Source organism: Salinibaculum sp. SYNS191, from assembly GCF_037338445.1.
In the GTDB taxonomy this organism is placed as follows: Archaea; Halobacteriota; Halobacteria; order Halobacteriales; family Haloarculaceae; genus Salinibaculum; species Salinibaculum marinum.
In genome coordinates this window covers 602,773-627,951 of record NZ_CP147838.1, presented here as the reverse complement: position 1 = coordinate 627,951, position 25,179 = coordinate 602,773, and the positions used below count along the sequence as shown (strand labels likewise).

Sequence of the window (25,179 nt, the reverse complement as noted above, 5' to 3'; positions counted from 1 at the left end):
CCCCCGGGAGAGCGGCCTCAACACCGGGATTCTCCTCGGTAAAGCCGAGTGTGGCCGGGCGACTCAGTCGGGATTGACAGGCGGCGGTTCCGTGGCCGTACGTGCGCGTGTGGATATTGACATTACCGTCCTAATATTCCATTATTTGCGTTTAAGACACTCCGATGCTTTCAGGGGTAGCCTCATATGGTTCCAGTCCATGTCACGCGGTACATGGTTACGCGACAGGACACGGACTCTGCGAGCGAAGCCGGGCTCGCAGACCCGACGGACGAACGCTCGAACTGTGGTGTAGGAGTGGTGATGAACCTCGACGGCGGTCAAAAGAACCAGGTCGTCGAGGACGGCCTCGACCTGGTCGCCTGCATGGAACATCGCGGGACGACAGGCGCAGAGGAGAACACCGGCGACGGCGCGGGCATCATGCTGCAGATTCCCCACGAGTTCTTCGCCGACGAGGTCGACGCCGACCTGCCGGACCCCGGCGAGTACGCCGTCGGCTCGCTCTTTCTCCCGCAGGACGACGAGGCGAAGGCCGACCTGAAGGCACTCGTCGAGGAGGAACTGGCCGCGGAGGGCCTGGAGGTCATCGCGTGGCGGTCGGTCCCCACCGATAACTCCTCGCTCGGACAGACTGCACTGGACTCCGAACCCGACGTCCAGCAGGTCTTCGTCACCTCGACGGAGGACAAGACCGGCAAGGACTTCGACCGGCAACTCTACGTCGGCCGCCGCGTCGTCGAGAACCGCGTCGAGGACGAACAGCCCCCGGGCAGCGAGCGCTTCTACATCGTCTCGCTGGACAAGGACACGGTCGTCTACAAGGGTCTCCTGCTCGCCGAACAGGTCCCCGAGTACTACCCCGAACTGCGCGACGACCGGATGGTCTCGACGTTCGTCCTCGTCCACGCCCGCTTCTCGACGAACACGCTCGGCGCGTGGCACCTCGCCCACCCCTACCGCAACATCATCCACAACGGCGAGTTCAACACCATCCAGGGCAACATCAACTGGATGCGGGCCCGCGAGACGGACATCGCTCACGAGGCCTTCGGTGACGACATAGACAAAATCAAACCCATCATCGACGACCCCGAGCAGTCCGACACCGCCAGCGTCGACAACGCGCTCGAACTGCTCATTCAGGGCGGCCGCGACCTGCCCCACGCGCTCCGGACGCTCATCCCTGAGGCCTGGCGCAAGGAGGAGAACCACGTCGACGGCGACCGCAAGGACTTCTACGATTACCACGCCTCCCTCGTCGAGCCGTGGGACGGCCCGGCACTCGTCGCGGCGACGGACGGCGAGCGCGTCGGTGCGGTGCTCGACCGCAACGGACTGCGCCCCTGCCGGTACGACATCCTGAAGGACAACACGCTGGTGATGTCCTCGGAGGCCGGCGCGGTCGACTACGACGAGAGCGAAATCGAGGAGCGCGGCCGCCTCCAGCCCGGTCAGTGTTTCCTCGCCGACCCCGAAGAGGGACGCGTCGTCCCCGACGAGGAGGTGTTCGAGGACCTCATCGACGACAAGTACGGCGAGTGGGTCGACCAGGAGCAGGTCGGCATGGGCGACATCTCCTCGGACGACGACAACCGGCCACAGGCACCCGTCGACCACCTGCGCTCGCATCAGGCGATGTACGGGTACACCTTCGACGAGGTGGACCACCTGCTCGAACCGATGGCCGAGAAGGGCAAGGACCCCGTCGGCTCGATGGGCGACGACACGCCCCTGTCGGTGCTCTCGCAGTTCAACCGCCCGCTGTTTACCTACTTCAAACAACTGTTCGCACAGGTCACGAACCCGCCGCTGGACTACATCCGCGAGGAACTGGTGACGTCGCTGGAGTCGCGGCTGGGCCACCAGCGCAACCTGCTGGACGAGACGCCGGAGCACGCCCGGCAACTCGTGCTCGACTCGCCAATCCTGACGGACCAGGAGATGGCCGACATCAAGTCGATGACCGAGAACGGGATGTCGGCGGCGACGGTGGACATCACCTACGACCCCGACGAGGAGGACCTGGAGTCGGCCGTCGAGTCGGTCCGGGAGGAAACGGACCGGGCGGCGAAAGAGCACGACATCCTCGTCCTCTCCGACCGCAGCGCCGGGCCCGGCGAGGTCCCGATTCCGAGCCTGCTCGCGGTCGGCGGCGTCCACCACCACCTCGTCCGCAACGGCCTGCGCAACCACGTCGGCCTCGTCCTGGAGTCCGGTGACCCGCGCGCTGTCCACCACTTCGCGACGCTCATCGGCTACGGCGCGGGCGCGATCAACCCCTACCTCGCCTACCAGACCATCGAGGACCTCGTGACCGGGCCGGACGGCGCGAACCTGGAAACCGCCATCGACGCGTACATCAACGCCGTCGAGGACGGCCTGCTGAAGACGATGTCCAAGATGGGCATCTCGACCGTCGAGAGCTACCAGGGCGCACAGATTTTCGAGGCCGTCGGCCTCTCCTCGGACTTCGTCGCAGAGTACTTCGAGGGGACGGAGAACCGCACGCAGGGTATCGGCATCGCGGAGATAGAGGACGACCTGGAGAAGCGCCACACGGTCGCCTGGGCCGAGGAGGAGCCACAGATGGAGCGCGTCGGCGAGTACGAGAACCGCTCCGGTGGCATCTACCACTCCTGGAACCCCAACACGGTCGGGAAACTCCAGCAGGCGGTCCGCATGGGCGACTACGAGCAGTACCAGGAGTTCGCCGAACTCGTCAACGACCAGAACGAGAACCTCCACACGCTCCGGGGACTTCTGGAGTTCGACGCCGACGACCGCGACTCCATCCCCATCGAGGACGTCGAATCCATCGAGGACATCGTGCCGCGCTTCGAGACGGCCGCGATGAGTCTCGGCTCGCTGTCGCCGGAGATGCACGAGAACAACGCCATCGCGATGAACCGCCTCGGCGCACACGCCAACACCGGCGAGGGCGGCGAACCGCCAGAGCGGTTCAACACCGAGAAAGAGTGCAAGACCAAGCAAGTCGCCTCCGGCCGCTTCGGCGTCACCTCGACGTACCTCTCCGAGGCCGAGGAACTGCAGATCAAGATGGCTCAGGGTTCCAAGCCAGGCGAGGGCGGCCACCTGCCCGGCAAGAAGGTCAACGAGATGATCGCCCACGTCCGCTACGCGACGCCGGGCGTCGGTCTCATCTCGCCGCCGCCGCTGCACGACATCTACTCCATCGAGGACCTGAAACAGCTCATCCACGACCTGAAGGCCTCGAACCCGGAGGCCGACATCAACGTCAAACTCGTCGCCGAGGCCGGCATCGGCACCGTCGCCGCCGGCGTCGCCAAGGCCAACGCCGACAAGGTCCACATCTCGGGTGACTCCGGCGGGACCGGCGCGTCGCCGAAGACCAGCATCAAGAACGCCGGCCTGCCCTGGGAACTGGGCGTCTCCGAGGCCAACCAGATGCTCCGCGCGACGGGCCTGCGCGACCGCATCAAGGTGACGACCGACGGCGGCCTGAAGACCGGCAAAGACGTGGCCGTCGCCGCGCTGCTCGGCGCCGAGGGCTACGCCTTCGGGACCGCCTCGATGGTCACCTCGGGCTGTGTGATGGCCCGCCAGTGCCACGAGAACACCTGTCCGGTCGGCGTCGCGACGCAAAACGAGAAACTGCGCGACCGCTTCCCCGGTCAGCCGGAGCACGTCATCAACTACATGACGTTCATCGCGCAGGAACTGCGCGAGATAATGGCCGAACTCGGCTTCGAGACGGTCGACGAGATGATCGGCCGCGTGGACGCGCTGCGCCAGCGCGACGACGTCGAGCAGGAGAAGGCGAAGAAACTCGACCTCTCGGCGGTCCTGGCCGACCCGAAGGCCCCGGAGGGCGTCGACCGCTACAAGACCCAGCCACAGACCCACGACGTGGACGAGCAACTCGACTGGGACCTCCTGGAGCAGGCGGAGGCGGCCGTCGAGAACGGCGACCCCGTCACGCTCGACGTGGACATCGACAACGTCGACCGCGCGGTCGGCGCGACGCTGTCCAGCCGCATCTCGCGGAAGTACGGCGTCGAGGGGCTGCCCGACGACACCCTGACCATCCGCTTCGACGGCACTGCTGGCCAGTCCTTCGGTGCCTTCCTGCAGGACGGCGTGACCATGGACCTCGTCGGCAGCGCCAACGACTACGTCGGCAAGGGACTCTCGGGCGGGAAACTCCTCATCCGGACGCCGGAGGAGGCCACCTACGAGGCCAGCGAGAACATCCTCATCGGCAACGTCGCCCTCTACGGCGCGACCCAGGGCGAGGCCTACATCAACGGGATGGCCGGCGAACGCTTCGGCGTTCGCAACTCCGGCGTCAAGGGCGTCGTCGAGGGCGTCGGCGACCACGGCTGCGAGTACATGACAGGCGGCTCCATCGTCGTGCTCGGCGACACGGGCAAGAACTTCGCGGCCGGGATGTCCGGCGGCGTCGCCTACGTCTACGACCCCGACGACACCTTCGAGGACCGCGCCAACACGGGCATGGTCACGCTCATGGGCAGCCTCGAACAGAAGGACCGCGACATGATTACGCGCCTCGTGGAGAACCACGCCGCCTACACCGGTTCCGACCGCGCCCGGGAACTGCTGGACGAGTGGGACGACGAACTGGAGAACTTCACGAAGGTGATGCCCGACGCGTACGCGGAGGTCATCGAGGAACGCGAGCGCGACGACGTGCGCAACGAACTCCCGCCGGCCGCCGACGCCGTCGCCACGGCCGGTGACGCGGTCCGCTCGCGCGCCGACGACTGACGCCGCGTCGCTTCTCTGCTTTTATCCGACTCCCGTCCGAGGTGGGTGCATGGACGCACTCGTCATCGGCGGCACGCGATTCATCGGCCGCTTCACGGTCGAGGAACTGCTGGACCACGGCTACGAGGTGGCGATTTTCAACCGCGGGAGCCACGACAACCCCTTCGCGGACGAGTCGGCCGTCGAGCAGGTCACCGGCGACCGGACGGTCACCTCCGACCTCGAAGCCGCCCGGGAACTCGTCGACCCCGACGTCGTCATCGACTGCGTGGCCTACGAACCGCGGGAGGTCCGCGCAGCGACGGAGGTGTTCGCGGACGTCGACGCCTACGTCTACGTCTCCTCCGGCGCGGCCTACGGTGCCGAGGAGATTCCAAAGCGGGAGGGCGAGACGGCGCTGGAACCCTGCACGGACGAGCAGGCGACCGACGACAGCCACGAGACCTACGGCGCACGGAAGGCGGAGGGCGACCGTGCCGTCTTCGCGGCGGCCGACCGCGGGGTCAATGCGATGAGCGTCCGGCCGACAATCGTGTACGGCCCCCACGACTACACCGGCCGGTTCGACTACTGGGTCGACCGCGTGGTCGAGCACGACCGCGTGCTGGTGCCGGGCGACGGCGACGCGCTGTGGCACCTCGCCTCCGTCGAGAACGTCGCGCGGGCGCTGCGGACCGTCGCCGAGGCGGGGACCCCCGGCCGGGCCTACAACGTCGGCGACCGGCGACTGCTCACGCTTTCGGAGTTCGTCGAACTGGTCGCCGACGCCGCGGGGGCCGACGTCGAACTCGTCACCGCGGGGCCGCGGGAACTGGCCGGCGACGTCGACCCCGACGCCGTCCCCTTCTACCGCCGGTATCCACACGTCCTCGACACCGAGCGCCTGGCCGCGCTGGGCTGGGACCCGGTCGCCCCGGAGACCGCCATTGAGCGGACGGTCGACGCTGCGCTCGCGGCGGGGCCGAGTCCCGCCGACGGGACGCCTGACCCGGCGGCCGAGCAAGACGTCATGGACCGCCTCGGCGAGTAGCCAGTCCTGCACACCCCGCGCACACGCCCGGAGGTTTGATTCGTCCACCCAACGAACCCGCACGCCGTGCAGAGAGTGACCCTGGCGACGACGGCGCTCGCGATGACGGCTACTCCCGAGCAGTCTCCCGGGGTCGCGAGCCAGTTGGAACTTGGCACCTCGCTATTCTGGGTCGCTGTCGTCGCCGTCGTGCTGTACGCACTGTACCGGCGGTTCGGGTAAGTCGAACATATTGTGTCTCCGGACACCGCTCCCGAGCGTCTGCAGGTTCCAGCGGCCGGGGACCCTCAGCTACTAAATGCGTCGGCGGAATAGGGGGCGGTATGTTCGACAAGTCGACGTGGATTCGCCTGCCGCGGAACGTGCTGGTGGGCCACGGGGTCATCGAGCAGACGGCCGCGGCCGTCGACGACCTCCACCTCCGGGGACGGCCGCTGCTCGTGACCAGCCCGACCCCGCGACAGATTGCGGGCGACCGTCTCGCCGCGCAGTTCGAGGAGCGCGGCGACGACCCGGCCACGGTCACCATCGAGGAGGCCAGTTTCGAGTCCGTCCAGCAGGTCATCGACGCGGCACGGGAGGTCGACGCGGGCTACCTCGTCGGCGTCGGCGGCGGGAAGGCCATCGACATCGCGAAGATGGCCTCGGAGGACCGCGGCGTCGGCTTCGTCTCGGTGCCCACGGCGGCGAGTCACGACGGCATCGTCTCCGGCCGGGGCTCCATCGCCGAGGGCGACACCCGTCACAGCGTGGCCGCGGAGCCGCCGCTGGCCGTCGTCGCCGACACCGAGATTCTCGCGGAGGCCCCCTGGCGGCTGACAACGGCGGGCTGTGCCGACATCATCTCGAACTACACGGCCGTCCGCGACTGGGAACTGGCGAAGCGGCTGAAGAACGTCGAGTACTCCGAGTACGGCGGCGCGCTCTCGCGGATGACCGCCGAGATGCTCGTCCAGAACGCCGGCTCCATCAAACGGGGGCTGGAGGAGTCGGCGTGGGTGGTCGTGAAGGCGCTGGTCTCCTCCGGCGTCGCGATGTCCATCGCCGGCACCTCCCGGCCCGCAAGCGGCGCGGAACACCTCTTCTCGCACAAGCTCGACCAGCTCGTCCCCGACGCGGCCTTGCACGGCCACCAGGTCGGCGTCGGCTCCATCATGGTCGAGTACCTCCACAGCGGCGAGCACGGCGAGTGGGTCGACGTCCGCGACGCGCTGGCGACCATCGGCGCGCCGACGACGGCGGCGGAACTCGGCATCGACGAGGAGACGGTCATCGAGGCGCTGACGACGGCCCACGAGATACGCGACCGCTACACGATTCTCGGCGACGGCATGAGCGAGGAGGCGGCACGCGAGGCCGCGAGCGTCACCGGCGTCATCTGACCGCTAGGCCAGCAGCGCCGCTATCTCGTTGCGCTCGCGCTCCCAGTGGGCGCCGCCGTCGACCTCGCCCGATTCGTACTGTCCTTCGAACACGACGACGAGGTGATAGAGCGTCTCCGCGTCGGGGTCGTCCTCGTCGCGCACGCCGGCGATGGTCGCGCTCTCGATGCCCTCGACGGTGAACTCGACGCCGGTGTCCTCCCGGACCGCCTCGCGGAGTTGCTGTTCGATGGAGCGGTCGAGGTCGACCGTTCGTCCGGGGAGTTCCATCGTCCCCGACGTCTCGACGTGGAGGACGCGCTCGTCCTCGTCGTGGACCTCGACGTAGGCGTCGACGAGTTGGGAATCGCGGTCCTCGCCGACCCGCTCGAATTGCTCGTGGGGCAGCGTGACGGTCGTCTGATTCACCGGAAAGGCACCGTAGAGCTGTTCGAGCCCGGAGAGGTGGTCCTCGACCACGTCTCTGGTTCCTGCCACCCGTCCCATACGCGAACCAGGGACCACCTGGTCATAAAGCCCCGAGAAAGTTGTCGCCAGCTGGAAGCTATCGCGAGCGGGTCAAGCACACCGTACTCGGCCGACGGCACGGCGAGCAGTCAGTGTTGTGTCGATAGTGCGTTTTTTGCCCCTCCGCCGACCACTGACTTCCAATGACCGACTACGACTACGAGGACCTGGGGCTCGTCGCCGGGCTGGAGATACACCAGCAACTCGACACGGAGACGAAGCTGTTCTGCCAGTGCCCGACGACGATTCGCGAGCCGGCGGCGAGCGACCGGTCGTTCACCCGCTATCTGCACCCGACCAAGAGCGAACTGGGGGAGATAGACGCCGCCGCCCTCGAGGAGAGCATGGTCGACCGCGAGTTCGAGTACCTCGCCTACGACACGACCTGCCTCGTCGAGGAGGACGACGAACCCCCCCACCGCGTCGACCGCGAGGCGATGGAAGTGGCGCTGGAGATAGCCCAGCTGATGGACATGACTGTCGTCGACCAGACTCACGTCATGCGGAAAATCGTCGTCGACGGGTCGAACACGTCGGGCTTCCAGCGGACGATGCTGGTCGCCAACGACGGCGAAATCGACACCAGCGAGGGCGCAGTCGGCATCGAGGACATGATGCTCGAGGAGGAGAGCGCCCAGCGCGTCGAGGAGACCGACGCCGGCGTCCGCTTCAGCCTCGACCGCCTGGGCATCCCGCTGGTGGAAATCGGCACCAAGCCCGACATCCGCTCGCCCGAGCAGGCCCGCGAGGCCGCCGAGCGCATCGGGATGTTGCTGCGCTCGACCGGGCAGGTCAAACGCGGACTGGGGACCATCCGCCAGGACGTCAACGTCTCTATCGCCGATGGTGCCCGCGTCGAGATCAAGGGCGTCCAGAGCCTCGACGACATCGACGACATCGTCCGCAACGAGGTCGGCCGCCAGGTCGAACTGCTGGCCATCGCCGAGGAACTCGCCGAACGCGGGGGCGCGGTCGGCGACCCCGTCGACGTCAGCGACGTGTTCGCGGACACGGACAGCGGCGTCATCGGCGGCGCGCTCTCCGCCGGCGGGACGGCGATGGCTGTCCGCCTCGCGGGCTTCGACGGCCTCGTCGGGCGGGAGATTCAGCCCGACCGCCGACTCGGGACGGAACTGGCCGACCACGCCAAGCGCCACGGCGCGGGCGGCATCTTCCACACCGACGAACTGCCGGCCTACGGCGTGACCGAAGCGGAGGTCGAGGACCTGCGGGCGGCAGTCGGCGCGGAGCCCCAGGACGCCGTCGCGCTGGTCGCGGACGACCCGGAGACGGCCGACCTCGCCATCGAGGCGGTCGTCGAGCGCGCCGAGGACGCACTGGCAGGTGTGCCGGAGGAGACCCGCGACGCCAACGAGGACGGCACGACGCGCTACCTGCGCCCGCTACCCGGCGCAGCCCGGATGTACCCCGAGACGGACGTGCCGCCGGTCGACCCCGACCCGTCGGAGGTGGAGACGCCGGAACTGCTGACAGAGAAGGTCGAGCGCTACCAGTCCGAGTTCGGCCTCGACGCAGGTCTCGCCGACCAGGTCGCCTACGGCCGCCGGATGCCGCTGTTCGAGCGCGCCGTCGAGATGGGTGTCGACCCCACGCTGGCCGCCGGGACCGTCGAGTCGACGGTCACGGAACTCCGCCGTGACGACGTGCCCGTCGAGAACCTGACCGACGACCACTTCGTGGGACTGTTCGCGCTGCTTGCCGACGGTGACCTCGCCAAGGAGGGCGTCCCGGACCTGCTGACGGCGCTCGCGGAGAATCCTGGCCTCTCCGCCGACGAAGCCGCGGAGCAGGAGGACCTCGGCAGCGCCGGCGAGGACGCGGTCCGCGAGGCCGTCTCCGAAGTCGTCGAGCGCAACGCCGACCAGGTCGAACAGGAGGGGATGGGAGCCTTCTCCGCGCTCATGGGCGAGTGCATGGGCGCGCTCCGCGGGAAGGCCGACGGCGACGTGGTCAGCGACGTCCTCCGCGAGGAGATACAGAAGCGAGCTTGACGGCCCCGCTCAGATCGGATTCGAGGGCATTGGGGTTATCGTGATGAGGAACCCGCGGCCGCAGTCGCAGGTCACCCGCCCGTCCGTTTGCTCTACCGGGACCCAGTCCCCGCACTCGTCACACCGTAGCTTGGCACGCTGTTGCATACTTCCACTTCCGTACCACCTACCATGGTTATTGACCGATTAAAACGCCGATTGGCCGGGGTAAGCATCTCGTACCGTGCGAGTTCACTGCCGGTCGCGTTCACTGGTCGTCGTCGCGCATCCGGTCGGCCGCTCGCCGGAACAGACCTCGCATCGTGCGGACCTCCCGGCCGGTCGGGTCGGCGCGTCCGAGCAGCCGTCGCCACATCCGCCCGGTCTTGGCGCGCTTCTCCCCGGGATGGCCGAGCGCCACGAGGAAGTCCGCGAACTGGTCGTGCAACCCCTCGACTGCGGCGGGGTCGGCGCTGTGGTCCTCGCCCGGCAGTTGCGTCTCCGACACGGTCAGGTCCCGGCATTCGTACAGCACGACGGTGGCCGCCTGGCCGAGGTTCAGCACCGGGTAGTCCGCGCTCGCGGGAATCGCGCAGATGCGGTCGAGCCTGGCGAGTTCGTCGTTGGTCAGCCCCGACGACTCCCGGCCGAAGACGAGGCAGACGTCCGCGTCGACGCCCTGGAGACTGTCGGCCAGGTCCGCTGGCGTCTCGAAGGGGTAGCGGACGTGTTTCGTCGCGTCCTCGTTGGTCGTCGCGGTGCAGCCGACGGTGTGGTAGTTCTCGACGACGTGGTCGAGGGTGACCTCGCGGGCGTCCGGCAGGACGTCCTCGCGGGCCTGGCCGGCGAAGCCGTAGGCCTCGCCGTCGGGGTCCAGTTCCGGCGGGTCGACGAGCAGGAGGTCAGAGAGCCCGAAGTTCTTCATCGCGCGGGCGATGGTGCCGACGTTGCCCGGCGTCTCCGCGTCGACGACGGCGACCGCGACGCTCATACGTCGAGGTCGTCCAGGTCGAGGTCCAGCGCGTCCCGTTCGGCCTTCTCCATCGCCGCGACCTGCTCCTCGACCTCCGGGATGCCGTCGCGGTCGGCCGGGTCGGCGGGCACCTCGGGCAGTTCGTCGGGTGCCTCGTCGACGTACTCCAGGCCGGCGTAGCCCTCGGGGGCGCGGCCGCCGTCGGCGAACCACTCGTGGAACTCCTCCTGTAGCTGGCCAGTGCCGGCGTACTCCTCGCCGCCCGCCTCGCGGAACCAGTAGAGGAAGTCGGGCTCGTGCTCCGAACAGAGGATGACCTCCGCCAGCGGTTCCCCGTAGACGATTTCCGCGGCGTTCGTCTTCTCCAGGTTGTCCTCGCCGTGGATGAGCCAGCAGGCGCTGCAGGGCTCGCCCAGGACGGCCGACAGCCGGACGAGGCGGTTGCGCGTGTCCTCGTCCATCTCGTTCAGCGGTCGGATGTTGCCCGCATCGTCGAACACCTCGTCCTCGTCGAAGCGCCAGCCGCGGATGCCGATAGAGATTTTCCCCATGGCCGCCGGTAGGAGACAACCGGATAAAAACCACCTGAACGCGGGTTCCCGGACCGCCGCGAACGCCGCGCTTTTTGTCACTGCGCCCAACACAGGGGTATGCGAACAGTCGACGCCGCCGGCCTGTCCATCGGTGACGACCACCCGCCCCGAATCATGGGCGTCCTCAACGTCAGCAGCGAGTCCCCCTACAAACCCTCCGTGTTCGACGACGCCGCCGCGGCCGCCCGCTACGTCGACGAGGACCTCATCGACGAGGGGGCCGACATCGTCGACGTCGGCCTGGAATCGGCCAACAAGAAGTTCGAGGTGCTCTCCGCCCAGCAGGAACTCGACCGGCTGGACACCGCCGTCGACGCCATCGAATCCGTCTCCGGGGACGCGGTCTTCTCCATCGAGACCCGCTATCACGAGGTCGCAGAGGCGGCCCTCGACCGCGGGTTCGACATGGTCAACGACATCTGCGGCTTCGCCGACCCGCAGATGCCCGCCGTCTGCGCCGAGTACGACGTCGCCGTCGGCAAGATGGCGAGTCCGCCGGACCTCGAACGTCCCGGCGCGGTCGAGACGGTAGACGACATCTACGACGCGCTGTTCCAGAACGGGCTGACCGAGAAGACGCTCGTCGACCCCGCGTTCGGCGGGTGGAGCGAAGACAAGACGCTCGAAGACGACCGGGAGACGTTCAACCGTCTCCGGGAGTTCCGGGCCATCGGCCAGCCCATCCTCGTCTCGATAAACCGCAAGAACTTCCTCCGCGACATCGCCGGCCGCGAGACGGAGGGGGCGCTACCGGTCTCGCTGGCGGCCACGTCGATGGCGGTCGAGCGGGGCGCACACGTCGTCCGCACCCACGACGTGCGGGAGACCCGCGACGCTGCCCTCGTGGGCAAGGAGTTCGCACGGCCGCGCGTCAGAGACGACGGCGTGGAAGAACTCGACGTGACGACCGTCGTAGAGGCCCAGCGGCACTTCGCCGGCGGCCCCTCCGACGCCGAGGTAGCGGTCGACCCCGAAGCGGGCGTAGCGCGGCTGTTCGCGCTGGACCTCTCGCCCGAGGCCCGGAAGTCGCTGCGCGGTGCCGTCGCCGAGACGGGGGCCGTCGTCGCTGCGGCCGGGACGCGGATGGTCCTCGGCGGGTCGGTCGCGGACCTGCGCGCGGTGGCCGAGAGGGTGACCGGTCCGCCCGAACTCGTCGACGCGCTCGCCCGGGTACGAGAGGGGTGCAGGTAAGAAAACTTATGCCGGATGCGGATGAATCGCCGGGTGAAGGCCGAAAGGGCACCTGGGCAGGGGTAGTTCAGTGTGCCATTTCGGCTCAACCCGGTTTATCTGGTGACCGAGCCCCCGAGCCACTGCTGGCGGTCCCGATTGGAGGTAAGCACGACCTAGCACCTGCCGAGACGGGTGGCCGTCGATGAACTTTGCCGAGTGGGAGCCGGTCTACGAGGACATTCTGGCCGACTTCGGGTTCGAGCGGGCCGCCGACGAGCGAGCACGCGACCTGCTGGCCGAACTGCTCGCCGACGAGCGCACGCTGGCCCTCGACGGGCTGGATGCCGACGGTGAGACCGTCGCCGTCGCCGGGGCGGGGCCGAACCTGGAGGCCGAGACCGCTATGGCGGCCGAGGCGGACGCCGTGTTCGCGGCGTCGACCGCGGCGGACCGACTGCTCTCCGCCGGGGTCACGGTCGACTGCATGGTGACCGACCTGGACAAGAATCCCGGGACTGTCCGGTCTCTCACGGAACGTGGCGTCCCGGTCGCAGTCCACGCACACGGCGACAACGTCCCCGCCGTCCGCGAGCACGTGCCGACCTTCGACGCTGACTGGGTGTTGCCGACGACGCAGGCGGCACCGGTCGGGCCGGTCGTCAACCCGGGCGGGTTCACCGACGGGGACCGCGCGGCCTTCCTCGCGGACCACCTGGGGGCTGAGCGGCTCGTCTTCCCCGGCTGGGACTTCGACGACCCGTCGGTCGACGCGTCGAAAGGCCGGAAGCTCCGGTGGGCCGAGCGCCTCCTGGCGTGGCTGGAACGACGGCGCGGGGAGCACTTCCCGGTCCTGGACGGCCGGAGGTCGGACGTCGACCCGGTCTGACCGGCCGGGTGGCGACCGGGCCGTCGACCGCGCACTCGTCGCCGGGCGTCAGGTCTTACCTTTCGCGCCTCGCAGGTCGGGTATGGGCTATCACGTCGTCGACCCGGCGGCGCTTGCACCGACCGAGGACTACCCCTGCGACCGACGGTCGATTACGGAGGCCGCGGACCTCGCGAACCTGGCCAGCGCCGTCTACACCATCGCCCCCGGCGAACAGCTCCCGCGGACGTACCACTACCACGAGCAACGCGAGGAACTGTTCTACGTCGTCGACGGCACACTCTCGGTCGAGACGCCGGACGGCGAGTATGCCGTTCCTACCGGCTCCGTGTTCGTCGCCGAACCCGACAGTCCACACCGGCCGTACAATCCGGCGTCCGCGGACGCCGACGTCCGCGTCCTGGGTATCGGCGCGCCGCGGTACGACATCGGCCGCCCCTACGACCCCGACTCTGGCGCGGTGCCGGATTCGGACTCGTAGCTCACGGGTCGGGACAGTCCACGGTGGTGTTCTCACCTGGGGTTGGCTGCCGGAAACTGCCCAAACGACCAGTTCTCCGGCTAACTGTGGTTCTGACAGTCACTTTCTCGCCGGTGTGTACCAGGACAGACGTGTCGTCAGACGGGACCTATTTCGCCGTACACGCTGCATAGTCGACGGTTTGGCAGACACCGACCCCGACGTATCTCTTCATTTCGTGACAGGTGGTAACATCCACCAACAGAGACGTCGGGAACCCGCGCCAGACGGCCAACGCAACCCCTGTTTTCGGGTACTTTCGGACTAGTGGCGTCCAGGTATCGCGGTCCATGTGTCCGGGAGAACAGACGGTCACGGGAGTTCAGATTGCCCAACGTATCAGCTCGCAGTCTATTTTATAATCTACCTATACTCGCGGGTATGGGGTTGCTTCGGGGGGTGAACGATTCTCGCCCCTTATGCGGACACGCGATATGGATTCACCCGAACGACGCTGTACATTCGTACAATACGTTCGTCCAATACATGTCCGACGAGACAATCGCAACGACGTCGTGGTGGGAGAGCTATCGAACAGACGTAGCCGCGGGACAGCCACACCGCATCGAGGTCTTCTTTCGCTCCCTGGCACCGAGTCAGGGGGCACACGACAAGCGTCGTCGCATCGTCAGCCAACTCGACGAGGCCAGCAGCACGTCCTCGCTCGACAGCTACGACCTCCACGTCGTCGGCGACGGGATGTGTCTCTGCGAGGACTGCGCTGAGACCCGTCTCGCACGGCACATGCACGACACGCTGGCGACGCTGCGAGAGGGCGGTAGCGACGAGATCGAACCGCTGGCGTTCTCGACGCGGACCGTCGACTCACAGATGACCGGTGAGCACTACACCCTCCTCGTGCCCCCGGAGGTGAGCCTCGCCGTCTACGTCGACAGTTCGCTCCGTGGCGTCTTCCCCGCGGCCGTCGAGGAAGTCACCGTGAGCGTCACCGACTTCCTGGACGCGTTCACGACCCTGGAGAACGCACCCGCGACCGTTCAGGCCGAGGCGTAATCCGGCCCTATCCGAAAACCGCCCTTACTTCCGCCGCCCTCCCCGCCCGTCCGGGCAACCTCTCTATAACAAAGGACGACTCGTGACTTATCGGGCGGTATGCCAACGTCTGGTTCCCCGCCGTCGGCTGACCAGCACCCTCACGAGTCCCCGTCCAGTTCCCCCGCTCCGGAGGGATACTGATGTGTGGCATCACGGGATGTGTCGGCACCGGCGAGGCCGTCAGCTGTCTCCTCGATGGCCTCTCGAACCTGGAGTACCGCGGCTACGACTCCGCAGGGCTCGCCGTCCTCGACGGCGACGGGCTCTCCGTCTGCAAGCGCGAGGGCGAAGTGTCCGAACTGGAGGCCGCCGTCGACGGCGAGTTCGCCGGCGGCAGTCTGGGCGTCGGACACACCCGCTGGAGTACCCACGGCCCGCCGACGGACGCCAACGCCCACCCGCACACCGGCTGTGACGGGCGGGTCGCCGTCGTCCACAACGGCATCATCGACAACCACGAGCGCCTCCGCGAGCGCCTGCAGCGCCGCGGCCACGAGTTCCGGAGCGACACCGACACAGAGGTCGTTCCCCACCTCGTCGAGGAGTTCCTCGCCGGGGGTGCCGACGCGGGGACTGCCTTCCGGCGTGCCGTCGACGAACTCAGCGGGAGCTACGCAATCGTGATGGTCGTCGATGGCGTCGAGCGGCTGTTCGCCACCCGCTCTGGCTCGCCCCTCGTGCTCGGCGTCGACGACGACGCCTGCTACCTCGCCAGTGACGTGCCGGCCTTCCTCGAACACACGGACCGCGTGGTCTACCTCGAAGACGGCGACGTGCTCTCCGTGGAGGCAGGCGAGTACACCATCACCGACGGCGACGGGTACCACGTCGACCGCCCCGTCAGGACGGTCGACTGGACTCCCGAGGACGCACAGAAGGAGGGGTACGACCACTACATGCTCAAGGAGATACACGAGCAGCCGATGGCGCTTCGGCGCGCGCTCCGCGGGCGCATCGACGCGGGGATCGAGGTCCCGGCGTGGCTGCTCGACCACCCGGACGGCGTCCCCGTACGGTTCGTCGCCTGCGGGACGTCCTATCACGCGGCGCTGTACGCCGTGGAACTGCTCCAGAAGCGGGGAATCTCGGCCCAGGCCTCGCTCGCCAGCGAGTTCGCGACCAGTCCGCCACCGCTCGTGGACGGTTCTGTGGTCGTCGGCGTCACCCAGAGCGGCGAGACAGCGGACACTCTCGGTGCGCTCCGGCGGGCCAGCGAGGCCGGCGCGCGCACGCTCGCGGTCACGAACGTGGTCGGCTCGACCGCGGCCCGTGAGTGCGACGACGCCATCTTCATCAGAGCGGGTCCCGAAATCGGCGTCGCCGCGACCAAGACGTTCTCCTCGCAGGTCGTGACGCTCGCGCTGCTGGCCGAACGACTCGCCGACGCCGACACCGGTATCCTCCAGGCGCTGTCGACGGTGCCCGACGCGCTCCAGTACGTCCTCGACCACACGACGGCCCCGCAGGTAGCCCGGACGTACGCGGACGCCAGCGCCTACTTCTTCGTCGGCCGTGGCGTCGCCCATTCGGTCTCCCTCGAAGGCGCGCTGAAGCTCAAGGAAATCTCCTACGAACACGCCGAGGGGTTCCCGGCGGGCGAACTGAAACACGGACCGCTGGCGCTCGTGACACCCGAGACGCCGGTCTTCGCCATCGAGACGGGCGACCACAGCGACCGGATGCGTGGCACTGTCGAGGAAGTCCAGGCCCGGGGTGCCCCGGTCGTCGCCGTCACGCACCCGGAGAGCGCCGTCGCCGCTGCTGCCGAGACGGTCCTCCCGATTCCCGAGACCCACCCGGAACTCGCCGGGTTGCTCGCGAACGCGCAGCTACAGTTGCTCTCCTATCACACAGCTAGATTGCTCGACAGGCCGGTCGACAAGCCGCGGAACCTCGCCAAGAGCGTTACCGTCGAGTGAGCGTTCCGGACACGTCCGTCAGCACCGGCCACCGAGGTCGACGATGGCGTCCTCGTCGGCGACCACGAAGGCGTCGTCGTGGATCAACTCCTCGTCCTCCGGGAGGAACATCAACTGTTCGGAGCCGTCCAGCGTTCGGAACTGTTCCCACGCGGCCAGGTCGTAGCCGAGGTCGTGCCGGAGGTCCGGGTCCGACGCCAGTTCCTCCCACTCCTCGCGGGAGTACGCTACGGTCCGGTCCGGACTGGTCGTCCGTCCGACTGCGCTCTCGTCAGTCCTCGCCCTATTCTTCCCTCGGTCCGGATTACTGTCCTCTGACATTCCTGATTTCCTCGTTAGTGGCGGCGAGCCGTACAGCGCCTCCAGTTCGGGGTAGTTACAACCTACCCGTATAATACATCTGTCCAGCTTGTCGTGAGTACGTGCAGAATACGTGCCGGATACGTATCAGATACGCCCCGATGTCGGGCGGTTCACGGACCAGCCAGAAGTGTAATGCATGTGTCTCGCGGTCGGCCGCTGCGCCCGCGTTCATCCGTGCTTACGCTCGTCGCCGCCGTTGGCTGGTATGCTACGACGTGTCTAGGAACGGGTTACTTACCGTCCACGAGCGTCGCCAGTCCGTCGGCCAGCGTCGTCCGCGGCCGGAAGTCGAGGTCGCGGGTGGCCGCCGTCAGGTCGGCCACACTCCGGTCGATGTCACCCGGTCGCCCGTCGGCGTGGACGAGTTCGGAGTCAGCACCGACGACGTCCACGACGGTCCGGGCCAGGCCCTCGACAGTGGTCTCCTCGCCCGTGCCCACGTTGAACGCCCGGCCGACGTGGGACGTCTCCGCCGCCCGGAGGTTCGCGCGGACCACGTCGTCGACGTGGACGAAATCTCGCGTCTGCGTGCCGTCACCGTGGATTGGCAGCGGCTCGTCCGCCCTGGCCCGGTCGAGGAAGGTACTGACGACGCCGCTGTAGCCGCTGTCGGGCTGCCCCGGGCCGTAGACGTTGAAGTACCGCAGGGCGACCGTCGGCAGGTCGTAGAGGTCGGCGAACAGCCGCGTGTAGTGGTCGACGGCGACCTTGTCGACGCCGTACGGCGACGTCGGGGACAGCGCTGCGTCCTCGGGGACTGGAACGGTCTCGGGGTGGCCGTAGACCGCTGCCGAGGAGGCGACGACGGCGCGTGCGTCCGCCCGCCGAGCGGCGTCGAGCACCCGCACCGTCCCCGCGACGTTCCGTGACTCGCTCTCGGCCGGGCGCTCGGTGGAGTCGTCGACGCTCACGAGCCCCGCCTGGTGGAAGACCACGTCCACGCCGTCCATCGCCGCTCTGACAGTCCCGGCGTCGCGGACGTCGCCGGCAACGACCGTCGCCTCCTCCGGCACACGCTCGCGCTCGCCGGTCGAGAAGTCGTCCAGCACCCGGACCTCGTTGTCGCCGACGAGCGCGTCGGCGAGTGCGCCCCCGACGAACCCGCCGCCGCCGGTCACGAGTACCCGCTGCCCGGACGGCCACGGACCGTCGCTGTCGGTCACCTGGCTCCCCCCCGTCTCGCTGGCTCCACGTGTCGCATACAGGCCCGCGACGGGAGCCTCCGGTATTGTTATGCTCGCGTTATGACGCCGCTGTGGGCGTCCGTCCGGGAGAGGGCTGTCGCGCCCCGGCAACCAATAGATTCAATGAGTCGACCCCGGTAGCTCCCCCCGTGAACGGAAACGACCGGTCCATCGTCGGGCTCGTCATGGCCGCACACGCGATGGTCCACACCTACGAGCTCTCGATTCCGGTCCTCATTCCGATCTGGCTCTCCGAGTTCGACGTCATCAACCTGGGAGTCACCCAGCTCACCGTGACGGAGGCCAGCCTCGGCGCGCTCGTCACCGTCGGGTACGCGCTGTTCGGGCTGGGCGCGCTCCCCAGCGGCGTCCTGGTCGACAAACTCGACGCGCGCGTGCTCATCACCGGCTGTCTCGTCGGCATGGGGTTGTCCTTTCTCGTGCTCGCGGTCGCTCCGTCCCCGGTCGGCATCGGCCTCGCGCTGGTCGTCTGGGGCATCTCCGCCAGCGTCTACCACCCGTCGGGCCTGTCGCTCATCAGCCGCGGCGTGACCCAGCGCGGCAGCGCCTTCGCCTACCACGGCATGGCCGGCAACTTCGGCATCGCCGTCGGGCCGCTGGTCACCATCCTGCTGCTGGTCGTCCTCGACTGGCGGGTGGTGGTCGGTCTGCTCGCCATCCCGGCAGCCGTCGCCGCGTTCTACGCCATCCGCGTCGACATCGACGAGCGGGCGGCGGTGGCCGAGACTGACGGCGGCGGGGGCGACAGCCGCGCCGGCAGCGGCGTCTCCTCGCTCGGCGAGTTTCTCTCCAGTTCGAAGACGCTCTTCGCCAGCGCGTTCGTCCTCGTCTTTCTGGTCACCTTCTGCTCCGGCCTCTACTATCGCGGCGTCCTGACCTTCCTGCCGGAACTCCTGCGGGACGTGCCCTCGCTGTCGCCGGTGACCTTCGGCGGCCGCGAGTTCGCCCCCGGCGACTACATCTACGTCGGCCTGCTGATGGTCGGCATCCTCGGGCAGTACACCGCCGGCAAACTCACCGACCGCTACCGCCCCGAGTGGGGCATCCTCGCCGGCTTCGGCGCGCTCGCCGTCGTCGCCTTGCTCTTCCTCCCGGCGGCGGCCGTGGGTCTGCCCGCGCTGCTGGTCGTCTCCGCCCTCCTGGGCTTTTTCCTGTTCTCGGTCCAGCCGTTCTACCAGGCCAGCGTCGCCGAGTTCACGCCCGCGGGCAAGCGCGGCCTCTCCTACGGCTACACGTACCTCGGCGTCTTCGGCGTCGGCGCTATCGGTGCCGTCCTCGCCGGGACGCTGCTGACCTACTTCTCCGCGGACCAGCTGTTCCTGGTACTGGCCGGCCTCGGTGCGGTGGCCGCTACACTCGGCGGCGTCCTCGTGTTCTGGGTCCCGTCCCGGGCCGGGTCGTAAGCACTCGATAACTATATCGCTCTCCCGCCAGGCTCCAGCAAACTGTCGTGTGCCGAGTACCGAGTTCGACGGTGCCGTGGACCACCCCCAGCAGCGGCCGCCACGGCTGGACAGCGGGGGGACGGAACTGATGTGGCCCTGGGAGCACGCCGCCGTGGGCTACCTGCTGTTCTCGCTGGTCGTCCACGGCCTGTACCGGCGGTCGCCGGCGGGCGCGGGCGCGCTCCTCTTGCTTTTCGCGACTCAGCTCCCCGACCTGGTCGACAAACCCCTCTCCTGGGGGCTGGACCTGTTCCCAGCGGGCTTTTCGGTCGCTCACTCCGTGTTCGTCGCGGTCCCGGTCGGTATCGCTGGCGCGTGGCTACTGGCCCGGAGCGGCCGCCGCGACGCCGCTGTCGCCCTGGTCGTCGGCTACTGGTCGCACCTCGTCGGCGACGTCGTCTCGCCGCTGCGGGCCGGCGACCCCCTCGCCGTCGACCGACTGCTCTGGCCGGTCGTCCGCCAGGAGCCCTACGGCGAGGACCTGGGCCTCGGCCGCGGGCTGGTCTACATCCGCGAGTACGTCGCCGACGTCACCTCGCAGGGCCCGACACCGGCGCTGGCGCTGTCGGCGCTCGCGCTTCTCCTGGCAGTGGCGCTGTGGGTCGCCGACGGACTGCCGGGCGTCCGCTGGCTGCACCGGGCGGCCGTCGGCCAGCAGGGCCGGAAGTAGCCCGGCCCCCCTCGGAAGTCCGCTCCTACTCGCGGCAGTTCCGGGGAATGTGCTGAATTACTAACCTGCTCTCTGCCGCTTACCTCGGATAGCATGAGCACGTTTGCAGGCAGCGCCCCGGGAGGGGGCAGCGAGAGTCCGGGGGTGACCCGACCTGGCCGGGTGTGCGACAATGTATAGGGACCACAGCGTCGCCGTCGTGGTCCCGGCGTACAACGAGGAGGGATACGTCGGCAGCGTCATCGACGCCATCCCGGGCTACGTCGACCGGGCGTACGTGGTCGACGACGGCTCCACCGACGACACCTGGGCGGAGATTCGACGCCACGCCGCCGCCCGGAACGCGGAAGTCGACAGCGCCTTCGGCGACCTCGTCGTCCCCGTCAGACACGACGAGAACCGGGGCGTCGGCGGTGCCATCAAGACCGGCTACCGGCGCGCCCGGGCGGAGGGCATCGACGTGACGGCGGTCCTCGGCGGGGACGACCAGATGGACCCCGCCGTCCTCCCGCGGTACCTGGACCCCATCGTCGAGGACGAGGCCGACTACACGAAAGGGACCCGCTTCGCCGACGCCGCCGACTGGCGGGCGATGCCGCGGTTCCGGTTCGTCGGCAACGTCGTCCTCTCGTATCTCACGAAGATAGCCAGCGGCTACTGGGGGTCGATGGACTCCCAGAACGGCTACAGCGCCATCTCCCTGCGGGCGCTCGAAGCTATCGACCTCGACGGCCTCTACGAGTACTACGGCTACTGCAACGACCTGCTCGTCCGCCTCAACACCGCCGAGATGCGGGTCGCGGACGTCCCCCACTCGGCCGAGTTTACCTACGAGGACGGCTGGAAGAGCCACATCGAACTCCGGGCGTACGTCCCCCGGGTGTCGGTTATGCTCCTGCGGGGGTTTCTCCGCCGACTGACCAGGAAGTACCTGCTCCACGACTACCACCCGCTGGCCCCGCTGTACCTCCTCGGCGGCGCGCTCTCTGCCGTTTCGAGCGTCGGCCTGTTCGGGGCGGTCCTCGGCCGGACCCGCGACGGGCCGGCGGCCTGGCTGCTCGGACTCGCCGCCGGACTCGGGACGCTCCTCTGGGCGACGCTGCTGGACCGGGAGGACAACCGTGACCTCGAACGCCACCTCGAACGGCCCGAGCGGTCGACGGGTCGAACGGAGGCGACCGCGCGCGAGCCGTCGGTCCGAGGTGACGGGGAGACGCCCGACGGGGAGCCCGTCGACGGGTCGCCGGAGGCCTGAGACGATGGCTGGGACCGTTCGGCCGGACCTCGTCGCCGACGGCTCGGCGGGGGTGGGACGCCGATGACGCTCTCGGCGGTCTGTTTCGACCTCGACGACACGCTGTACCCCTACGACGAGTACGCACGCGCGGGGTTGCGGGCGGCGGCCGACCGGCTGGCCGACGTGACTGGCCACCGTCTCCACAACGAACTGGCGGACCTCTACTTCGAGGAGGGAATCACCCCGGGCATCTTCGACCGACTGCTCGACCGTCACGACGAGATTCCCGACCGGCACACGACGGAGATGGTCCGGGCCTACCACGACGTCGACGTCGGGCTGTCACCCTACCGGGACACCACCGCCGTCCTCGAACTCCTCCGGGACCGGCACGCGCTCGGCCTCCTCGCCGATGGCCGCAACGTGGACCGGAAGCTCCGCATGCTCGGCCTCGCGGAGTACTTCGAGACGGTCGTCGCCACGGCACGACTCGACGCCGCAAAGACCGACCGGGACCCCTTCGAGCGGTTGCTCTCCGGGCTGTCGGTCCCGCCCGACGGGACCATCTACGTTGGCGACGACCCGCGCACCGACTTCGAGGTGCCGAACCGCCTCGGAATGGGCACCGTGCGGGTCCGGCGCGGCCGGTTCAGCCACCTCGACGCGCCCGCCGACCGCGCCGAGGCGAACGTCGAAATCGCGCGCCTGGAGGAACTGCCGCCGCTCATCGACGAGTCGACGACGACCGGCTAGTCCCCGCGTAACAACGACGCCCCGCGGCGTCTCCCCTCACAGATGCCAGCCGACTTCACCTACGAGATGTACGGGACCCTCCTGGACGCGTGTCGGGAGAGCGACTACGCGTTTCTCACCGTCCGGGAGTACCTCGCGGCCGACGCGCTCCCCGAGCGGTTCGTCGTCCTCCGGCACGACGTCGACCGCAAGCCCGACAACGCACTCGATTTCGCACGCATCGAGGCCGAGCGCGACGTCGCGAGCACCTACTACGTCCGGACCGTCCCGGACACCTTCGACCCGGAGGTCATCTGCGAAATCGACCGGCTGGGCCACGAAATCGGCTACCACTACGAGGACCTCGACCGCGCCGACGGCGACGTGACCGCGGCGCGGCGCTCCTTCGGCGCACACCTCGCGAAGCTCCGCAGCCTCGTCGACGTCGACACGGTTTGCATGCACGGCAACCCGCTGACCCCGCACGACAACCGCGAGATGTGGAACAGCGGTGACGGCCTCGCGGCCCACGACCTCGCCGGGGAGGCCTACCTCTCGATGGACTTCACCGACGTCCACTACTACTCCGACACCGGTCGCACCTGGCGCGACGGCCCGCTGAAGATAAAGGACCACACCGTCGGCGGCGACGCCAAGACGACCCAGGTGGACACGACTCCCGACCTCGTCGACCTCATCACCTCCCGGTCCGACGGTCGCTTCTGTCTTTTGACTCACCCGGACCGCTGGACGGCGACGCTGCCCGAGCGGGTCTTCGAGACAACTTTCGACGCGGCGAAGAACACCGCGAAATACGGCCTCCAGGCGCTCCGGTCCCTCCCGGTCGGTCCCTAGCGCGGGTGGGTTGCGGGGACGACCTGCGCGGCCAGGCGGTCGAGCGCGGCGGCGATGGTGCCGTAGATCGAATCGAAGGTCTCGCGGTCACCGCCGGCGGGGTCCCGTATCTCCATCGGCTCGCGGACCGGCGAGAACGCCGAGAGGAAGAAGACCGCGTCCGCCGACGGGTGCGACGACTGCAGCAGGTGGTAGTTGTGGTAGTCCATCACCAGGACGCAGTCGCTGTCGGCGACCATCGACTCTGTCGCGCACACCGACGTGTGGTCCGAGAGGTCGACCCCGTAGCGCCGCGCCGCCTCGACGGCCAGCGGGGGACTCGGACGTCCCTCGCGCTCGCCGAGTCCGGCGGACTCGACGGCGAGGTCCGCGGCGGGCGTCTCCGACAGCGCACTTCGCAGATACCGCTCGGCCATCGGGCTCCGGCAGATGTTCCCCCAGCAGAGGACGAGCAGCCTGTCCGCCTCCCCGACGCTCTCGGCCGCCCGCTGCTCGTCGAGCGCCGGGTGGGTCGGACGCCGGCGGAAGTACCGCGCCCAGTACCGCTGCGCCAGGACCCGCCTGGTCTGCTTGTAGACGGCCCCTGGCACCCGCGCCAGTTTGGTCGACCGCGGGACCGCGGCCATCTCAGATGTCCCTCCTGACCAGCGTTATCAGGGCCTCGACGGTGTGAGGAAGCGGGTCGTCAGCGCGGAGGTTCGACGTCGTCTCCGGGGAGATGAGGTCGCGGGCGACTGCCGGTGCCGACCGCGGCCGCCGCCAGGCGTGTGTCAGGTCGCCCGAGAGCGGCCAGTGGACGCGCTGGGGCGTGAACTCCAGGTCCGACCTGTCGACGCGACCGGTCTCGGCGTAGGAAAGCAGCGCACGCGGGAGGTTGAGTCCCGACGCGATGGCGAGGTCCAGCGACCCCCAGAACTTCGGGTTCATCTCGACCACCGCGGGCGTCCCGTCCGCCGCCTCCTTGAACTCGACCATCGCCACACCGGTCCAGTCGAGCGCGGAGAGCAGGCGTTCGCTGTACTCCCGAAGTTCGTCGTCGTCTTCGGAGACCGCGCAGGCGCTCGCACCGCCTTCGGGCGGGTACTCGCGGATACGCCGGTGGGCGTAGCCGGCGACGAGCTCGCCGTCGACGCAGAGTCCGAAATAGCCCCGGCCGTCGCCCGGCAGCGCCTCCTGCACGAGCGGTGCTGACTCGTGGCTGTCGGCGTAGTCCCGGTACGCCGCCCGGATTTCGTCCGTCGAGTCCACCCGGCGGACGAACCGTTCTTCGGTCTCGACGCCGGTCTTGAGCACCGCCGGGAAGCCGACCACGTCCGCGGCGCGGTCGACGCCGTCCTCGCTCGTCAGCCTGACAGTCTTCGGGACCGGCACGTCCTCCCTGTCCGCGAGGCGGTACGTCTCGGCCTTCCTGACGGCGGTCCGCATCGCCTCCCGGCCGGGGAGGATGTCCCCGACGGGGAAGTCCAGTTCGTCGCGGTGTTCGGAGACGAACTCGAAAGTCTCGCCGCCGACCGGGAGCAGGTAGTCGTACCTGCCGTCGGTCGCGAGGTCGTTGAACGCGGCGACGAGTGCATCCGGGCGGCGGTCGCGGAGCCAGTGACGGTCGTCGGCGTACCGCGAGAGCCCGGCGGGGGAGACGGGGAACCGCGAGGAGACACCCAGCCGTTCCGGGGCGTCCCCGAGGGCGCGCACGACAGCCAGTGCCTTGTTCGTCGCCCCGTCGGTAACGAGCACGTTCATCGGTGAGGGGACGAACTCCCGGGTGTTGGTAATTGAGTGGTTTCCGACAGGGGCGCGCGGGTCGCCGGTCGCCGCCGCCGGGCCTCCCTGGAGTATGTCCGGCATAACAATACCGGGAGGCGGCAAACTGCC

Annotated in this window: 22 protein-coding genes; 15 read left to right on the top strand and 7 right to left on the bottom strand. The window is 68.6% G+C overall.

Annotated features, from left to right (window positions below; translation table 11 throughout):
- The first annotated feature begins 213 nt into the window (after nucleotides 1–213).
- The 4 genes from gltB (at nucleotide 214) to WDJ57_RS03330 (ending at nucleotide 7,182) form a co-directional block, all read left to right on the top strand.
- Nucleotides 214–4,770, top strand: coding sequence for a glutamate synthase large subunit (gltB, locus tag WDJ57_RS03345; protein WP_338903909.1), 4,557 nt, complete (start codon nucleotides 214–216; stop codon nucleotides 4,768–4,770).
- Nucleotides 4,771–4,819: 49 nt separating this feature from the next.
- Nucleotides 4,820–5,800 carry an NAD-dependent epimerase/dehydratase family protein gene (locus WDJ57_RS03340; RefSeq protein WP_338903907.1) on the top strand — a complete coding sequence of 327 codons (981 nt, stop codon included), beginning with the start codon at nucleotides 4,820–4,822 and terminating at the stop codon, nucleotides 5,798–5,800.
- Between the two features lie 66 nt (nucleotides 5,801–5,866).
- Nucleotides 5,867–6,022: a hypothetical protein gene (locus tag WDJ57_RS03335; RefSeq protein WP_338903906.1), complete on the top strand. Its 156-nt coding sequence runs from the start codon at nucleotides 5,867–5,869 to the stop codon at nucleotides 6,020–6,022.
- Between the two features lie 101 nt (nucleotides 6,023–6,123).
- Nucleotides 6,124–7,182 carry an NAD(P)-dependent glycerol-1-phosphate dehydrogenase gene (locus WDJ57_RS03330; RefSeq protein ID WP_338903904.1) on the top strand — a complete coding sequence of 353 codons (1,059 nt, stop codon included), beginning with the start codon at nucleotides 6,124–6,126 and terminating at the stop codon, nucleotides 7,180–7,182.
- A gap of 3 nt (nucleotides 7,183–7,185) precedes the next feature.
- Here the strand turns inward: WDJ57_RS03330 and WDJ57_RS03325 are convergent, their stop codons facing one another.
- Entirely contained in the window at nucleotides 7,186–7,668 is a 483-nt protein-coding gene (locus WDJ57_RS03325) for a hypothetical protein (RefSeq protein WP_338903902.1), read from the bottom strand.
- A 164-nt stretch (nucleotides 7,669–7,832) separates the two neighbouring features.
- On the opposite strand from WDJ57_RS03325, the gene gatE reads away from it, so the two are divergent.
- The gene (gatE, locus tag WDJ57_RS03320) at nucleotides 7,833–9,701 is read left to right on the top strand and encodes a Glu-tRNA(Gln) amidotransferase subunit GatE (protein WP_338903900.1); all 1,869 of its coding nucleotides are present in this window, start codon (nucleotides 7,833–7,835) and stop codon (nucleotides 9,699–9,701) included.
- A 247-nt stretch (nucleotides 9,702–9,948) separates the two neighbouring features.
- On the opposite strand, the gene WDJ57_RS03315 is transcribed toward gatE, so the two are convergent.
- A complete protein-coding gene (locus WDJ57_RS03315; protein ID WP_338903898.1) occupies nucleotides 9,949–10,671 on the bottom strand; it encodes an RNA methyltransferase in 723 nt (240 codons plus the stop codon).
- A complete protein-coding gene (locus WDJ57_RS03310) occupies nucleotides 10,668–11,204 on the bottom strand; it encodes a hypothetical protein (RefSeq protein WP_338903896.1) in 537 nt (178 codons plus the stop codon). The genes WDJ57_RS03315 and WDJ57_RS03310 overlap by 4 nt, the downstream gene beginning before the upstream one ends.
- 99 nt (nucleotides 11,205–11,303) lie before the next feature.
- On the opposite strand from WDJ57_RS03310, the gene folP reads away from it, so the two are divergent.
- The 5 genes from folP to glmS all read left to right on the top strand — a co-directional run bounded on the left by folP (nucleotide 11,304) and on the right by glmS (nucleotide 16,800).
- Nucleotides 11,304–12,437 carry a dihydropteroate synthase gene (gene folP / locus WDJ57_RS03305; RefSeq protein ID WP_338903893.1) on the top strand — a complete coding sequence of 378 codons (1,134 nt, stop codon included), beginning with the start codon at nucleotides 11,304–11,306 and terminating at the stop codon, nucleotides 12,435–12,437.
- 184 nt (nucleotides 12,438–12,621) lie between these two features.
- Nucleotides 12,622–13,305, top strand: a complete 684-nt coding sequence (locus WDJ57_RS03300) for a 6-hydroxymethylpterin diphosphokinase MptE-like protein (RefSeq protein ID WP_338903891.1) — start codon at nucleotides 12,622–12,624, stop codon at nucleotides 13,303–13,305.
- An 82-nt stretch (nucleotides 13,306–13,387) separates the two neighbouring features.
- A complete protein-coding gene (locus tag WDJ57_RS03295; protein WP_338903889.1) occupies nucleotides 13,388–13,786 on the top strand; it encodes a cupin domain-containing protein in 399 nt (132 codons plus the stop codon).
- 525 nt (nucleotides 13,787–14,311) lie between these two features.
- Nucleotides 14,312–14,839 (top strand): HTH domain-containing protein, encoded by a 528-nt coding sequence (locus tag WDJ57_RS03290; RefSeq protein WP_338903887.1) that lies wholly within the window; start codon nucleotides 14,312–14,314, stop codon nucleotides 14,837–14,839.
- Nucleotides 14,840–15,021: 182 nt separating this feature from the next.
- Nucleotides 15,022–16,800: a glutamine--fructose-6-phosphate transaminase (isomerizing) gene (gene glmS, locus WDJ57_RS03285; RefSeq protein WP_338903886.1), complete on the top strand. Its 1,779-nt coding sequence runs from the start codon at nucleotides 15,022–15,024 to the stop codon at nucleotides 16,798–16,800.
- Nucleotides 16,801–16,818: 18 nt separating this feature from the next.
- On the opposite strand, the gene WDJ57_RS03280 is transcribed toward glmS, so the two are convergent.
- Together WDJ57_RS03280 and WDJ57_RS03275 are read right to left on the bottom strand one after the other, a co-directional pair.
- Nucleotides 16,819–17,121, bottom strand: coding sequence for a hypothetical protein (locus WDJ57_RS03280; protein ID WP_338903885.1), 303 nt, complete (start codon nucleotides 17,119–17,121; stop codon nucleotides 16,819–16,821).
- A gap of 272 nt (nucleotides 17,122–17,393) precedes the next feature.
- Complete coding sequence (locus WDJ57_RS03275; RefSeq protein ID WP_338903884.1) at nucleotides 17,394–18,326, bottom strand: NAD-dependent epimerase/dehydratase family protein; 933 nt, start codon at nucleotides 18,324–18,326, stop codon at nucleotides 17,394–17,396.
- A gap of 170 nt (nucleotides 18,327–18,496) precedes the next feature.
- Between WDJ57_RS03275 and WDJ57_RS03270 the strand changes: the two genes are divergently transcribed.
- The 5 genes from WDJ57_RS03270 to WDJ57_RS03250 all read left to right on the top strand — a co-directional run bounded on the left by WDJ57_RS03270 (nucleotide 18,497) and on the right by WDJ57_RS03250 (nucleotide 23,307).
- The gene (locus WDJ57_RS03270) at nucleotides 18,497–19,771 is read left to right on the top strand and encodes an MFS transporter (RefSeq protein WP_338903883.1); all 1,275 of its coding nucleotides are present in this window, start codon (nucleotides 18,497–18,499) and stop codon (nucleotides 19,769–19,771) included.
- Nucleotides 19,772–19,820: 49 nt separating this feature from the next.
- On the top strand, nucleotides 19,821–20,483 hold the full coding sequence (locus WDJ57_RS03265; protein WP_338903882.1) for a metal-dependent hydrolase: 663 nt from the start codon (nucleotides 19,821–19,823) through the stop codon (nucleotides 20,481–20,483).
- 172 nt (nucleotides 20,484–20,655) lie between these two features.
- On the top strand, nucleotides 20,656–21,738 hold the full coding sequence (locus WDJ57_RS03260) for a glycosyltransferase family 2 protein (protein ID WP_338903880.1): 1,083 nt from the start codon (nucleotides 20,656–20,658) through the stop codon (nucleotides 21,736–21,738).
- Between the two features lie 63 nt (nucleotides 21,739–21,801).
- Nucleotides 21,802–22,473: an HAD family hydrolase gene (locus WDJ57_RS03255; protein WP_338903878.1), complete on the top strand. Its 672-nt coding sequence runs from the start codon at nucleotides 21,802–21,804 to the stop codon at nucleotides 22,471–22,473.
- A gap of 42 nt (nucleotides 22,474–22,515) precedes the next feature.
- Complete coding sequence (locus WDJ57_RS03250; RefSeq protein WP_338903876.1) at nucleotides 22,516–23,307, top strand: hypothetical protein; 792 nt, start codon at nucleotides 22,516–22,518, stop codon at nucleotides 23,305–23,307.
- Here WDJ57_RS03250 and WDJ57_RS03245 read toward each other — a convergent pair.
- Nucleotides 23,304–23,933 carry a hypothetical protein gene (locus tag WDJ57_RS03245; RefSeq protein WP_338903874.1) on the bottom strand — a complete coding sequence of 210 codons (630 nt, stop codon included), beginning with the start codon at nucleotides 23,931–23,933 and terminating at the stop codon, nucleotides 23,304–23,306. The two genes, WDJ57_RS03250 and WDJ57_RS03245, sit on opposite strands and share 4 nt — an antisense overlap.
- A gap of 1 nt (nucleotide 23,934) precedes the next feature.
- The gene (locus WDJ57_RS03240) at nucleotides 23,935–25,152 is read right to left on the bottom strand and encodes an ATP-grasp domain-containing protein (RefSeq protein ID WP_338903872.1); all 1,218 of its coding nucleotides are present in this window, start codon (nucleotides 25,150–25,152) and stop codon (nucleotides 23,935–23,937) included.
- Nucleotides 25,153–25,179: the final 27 nt, after the last annotated feature.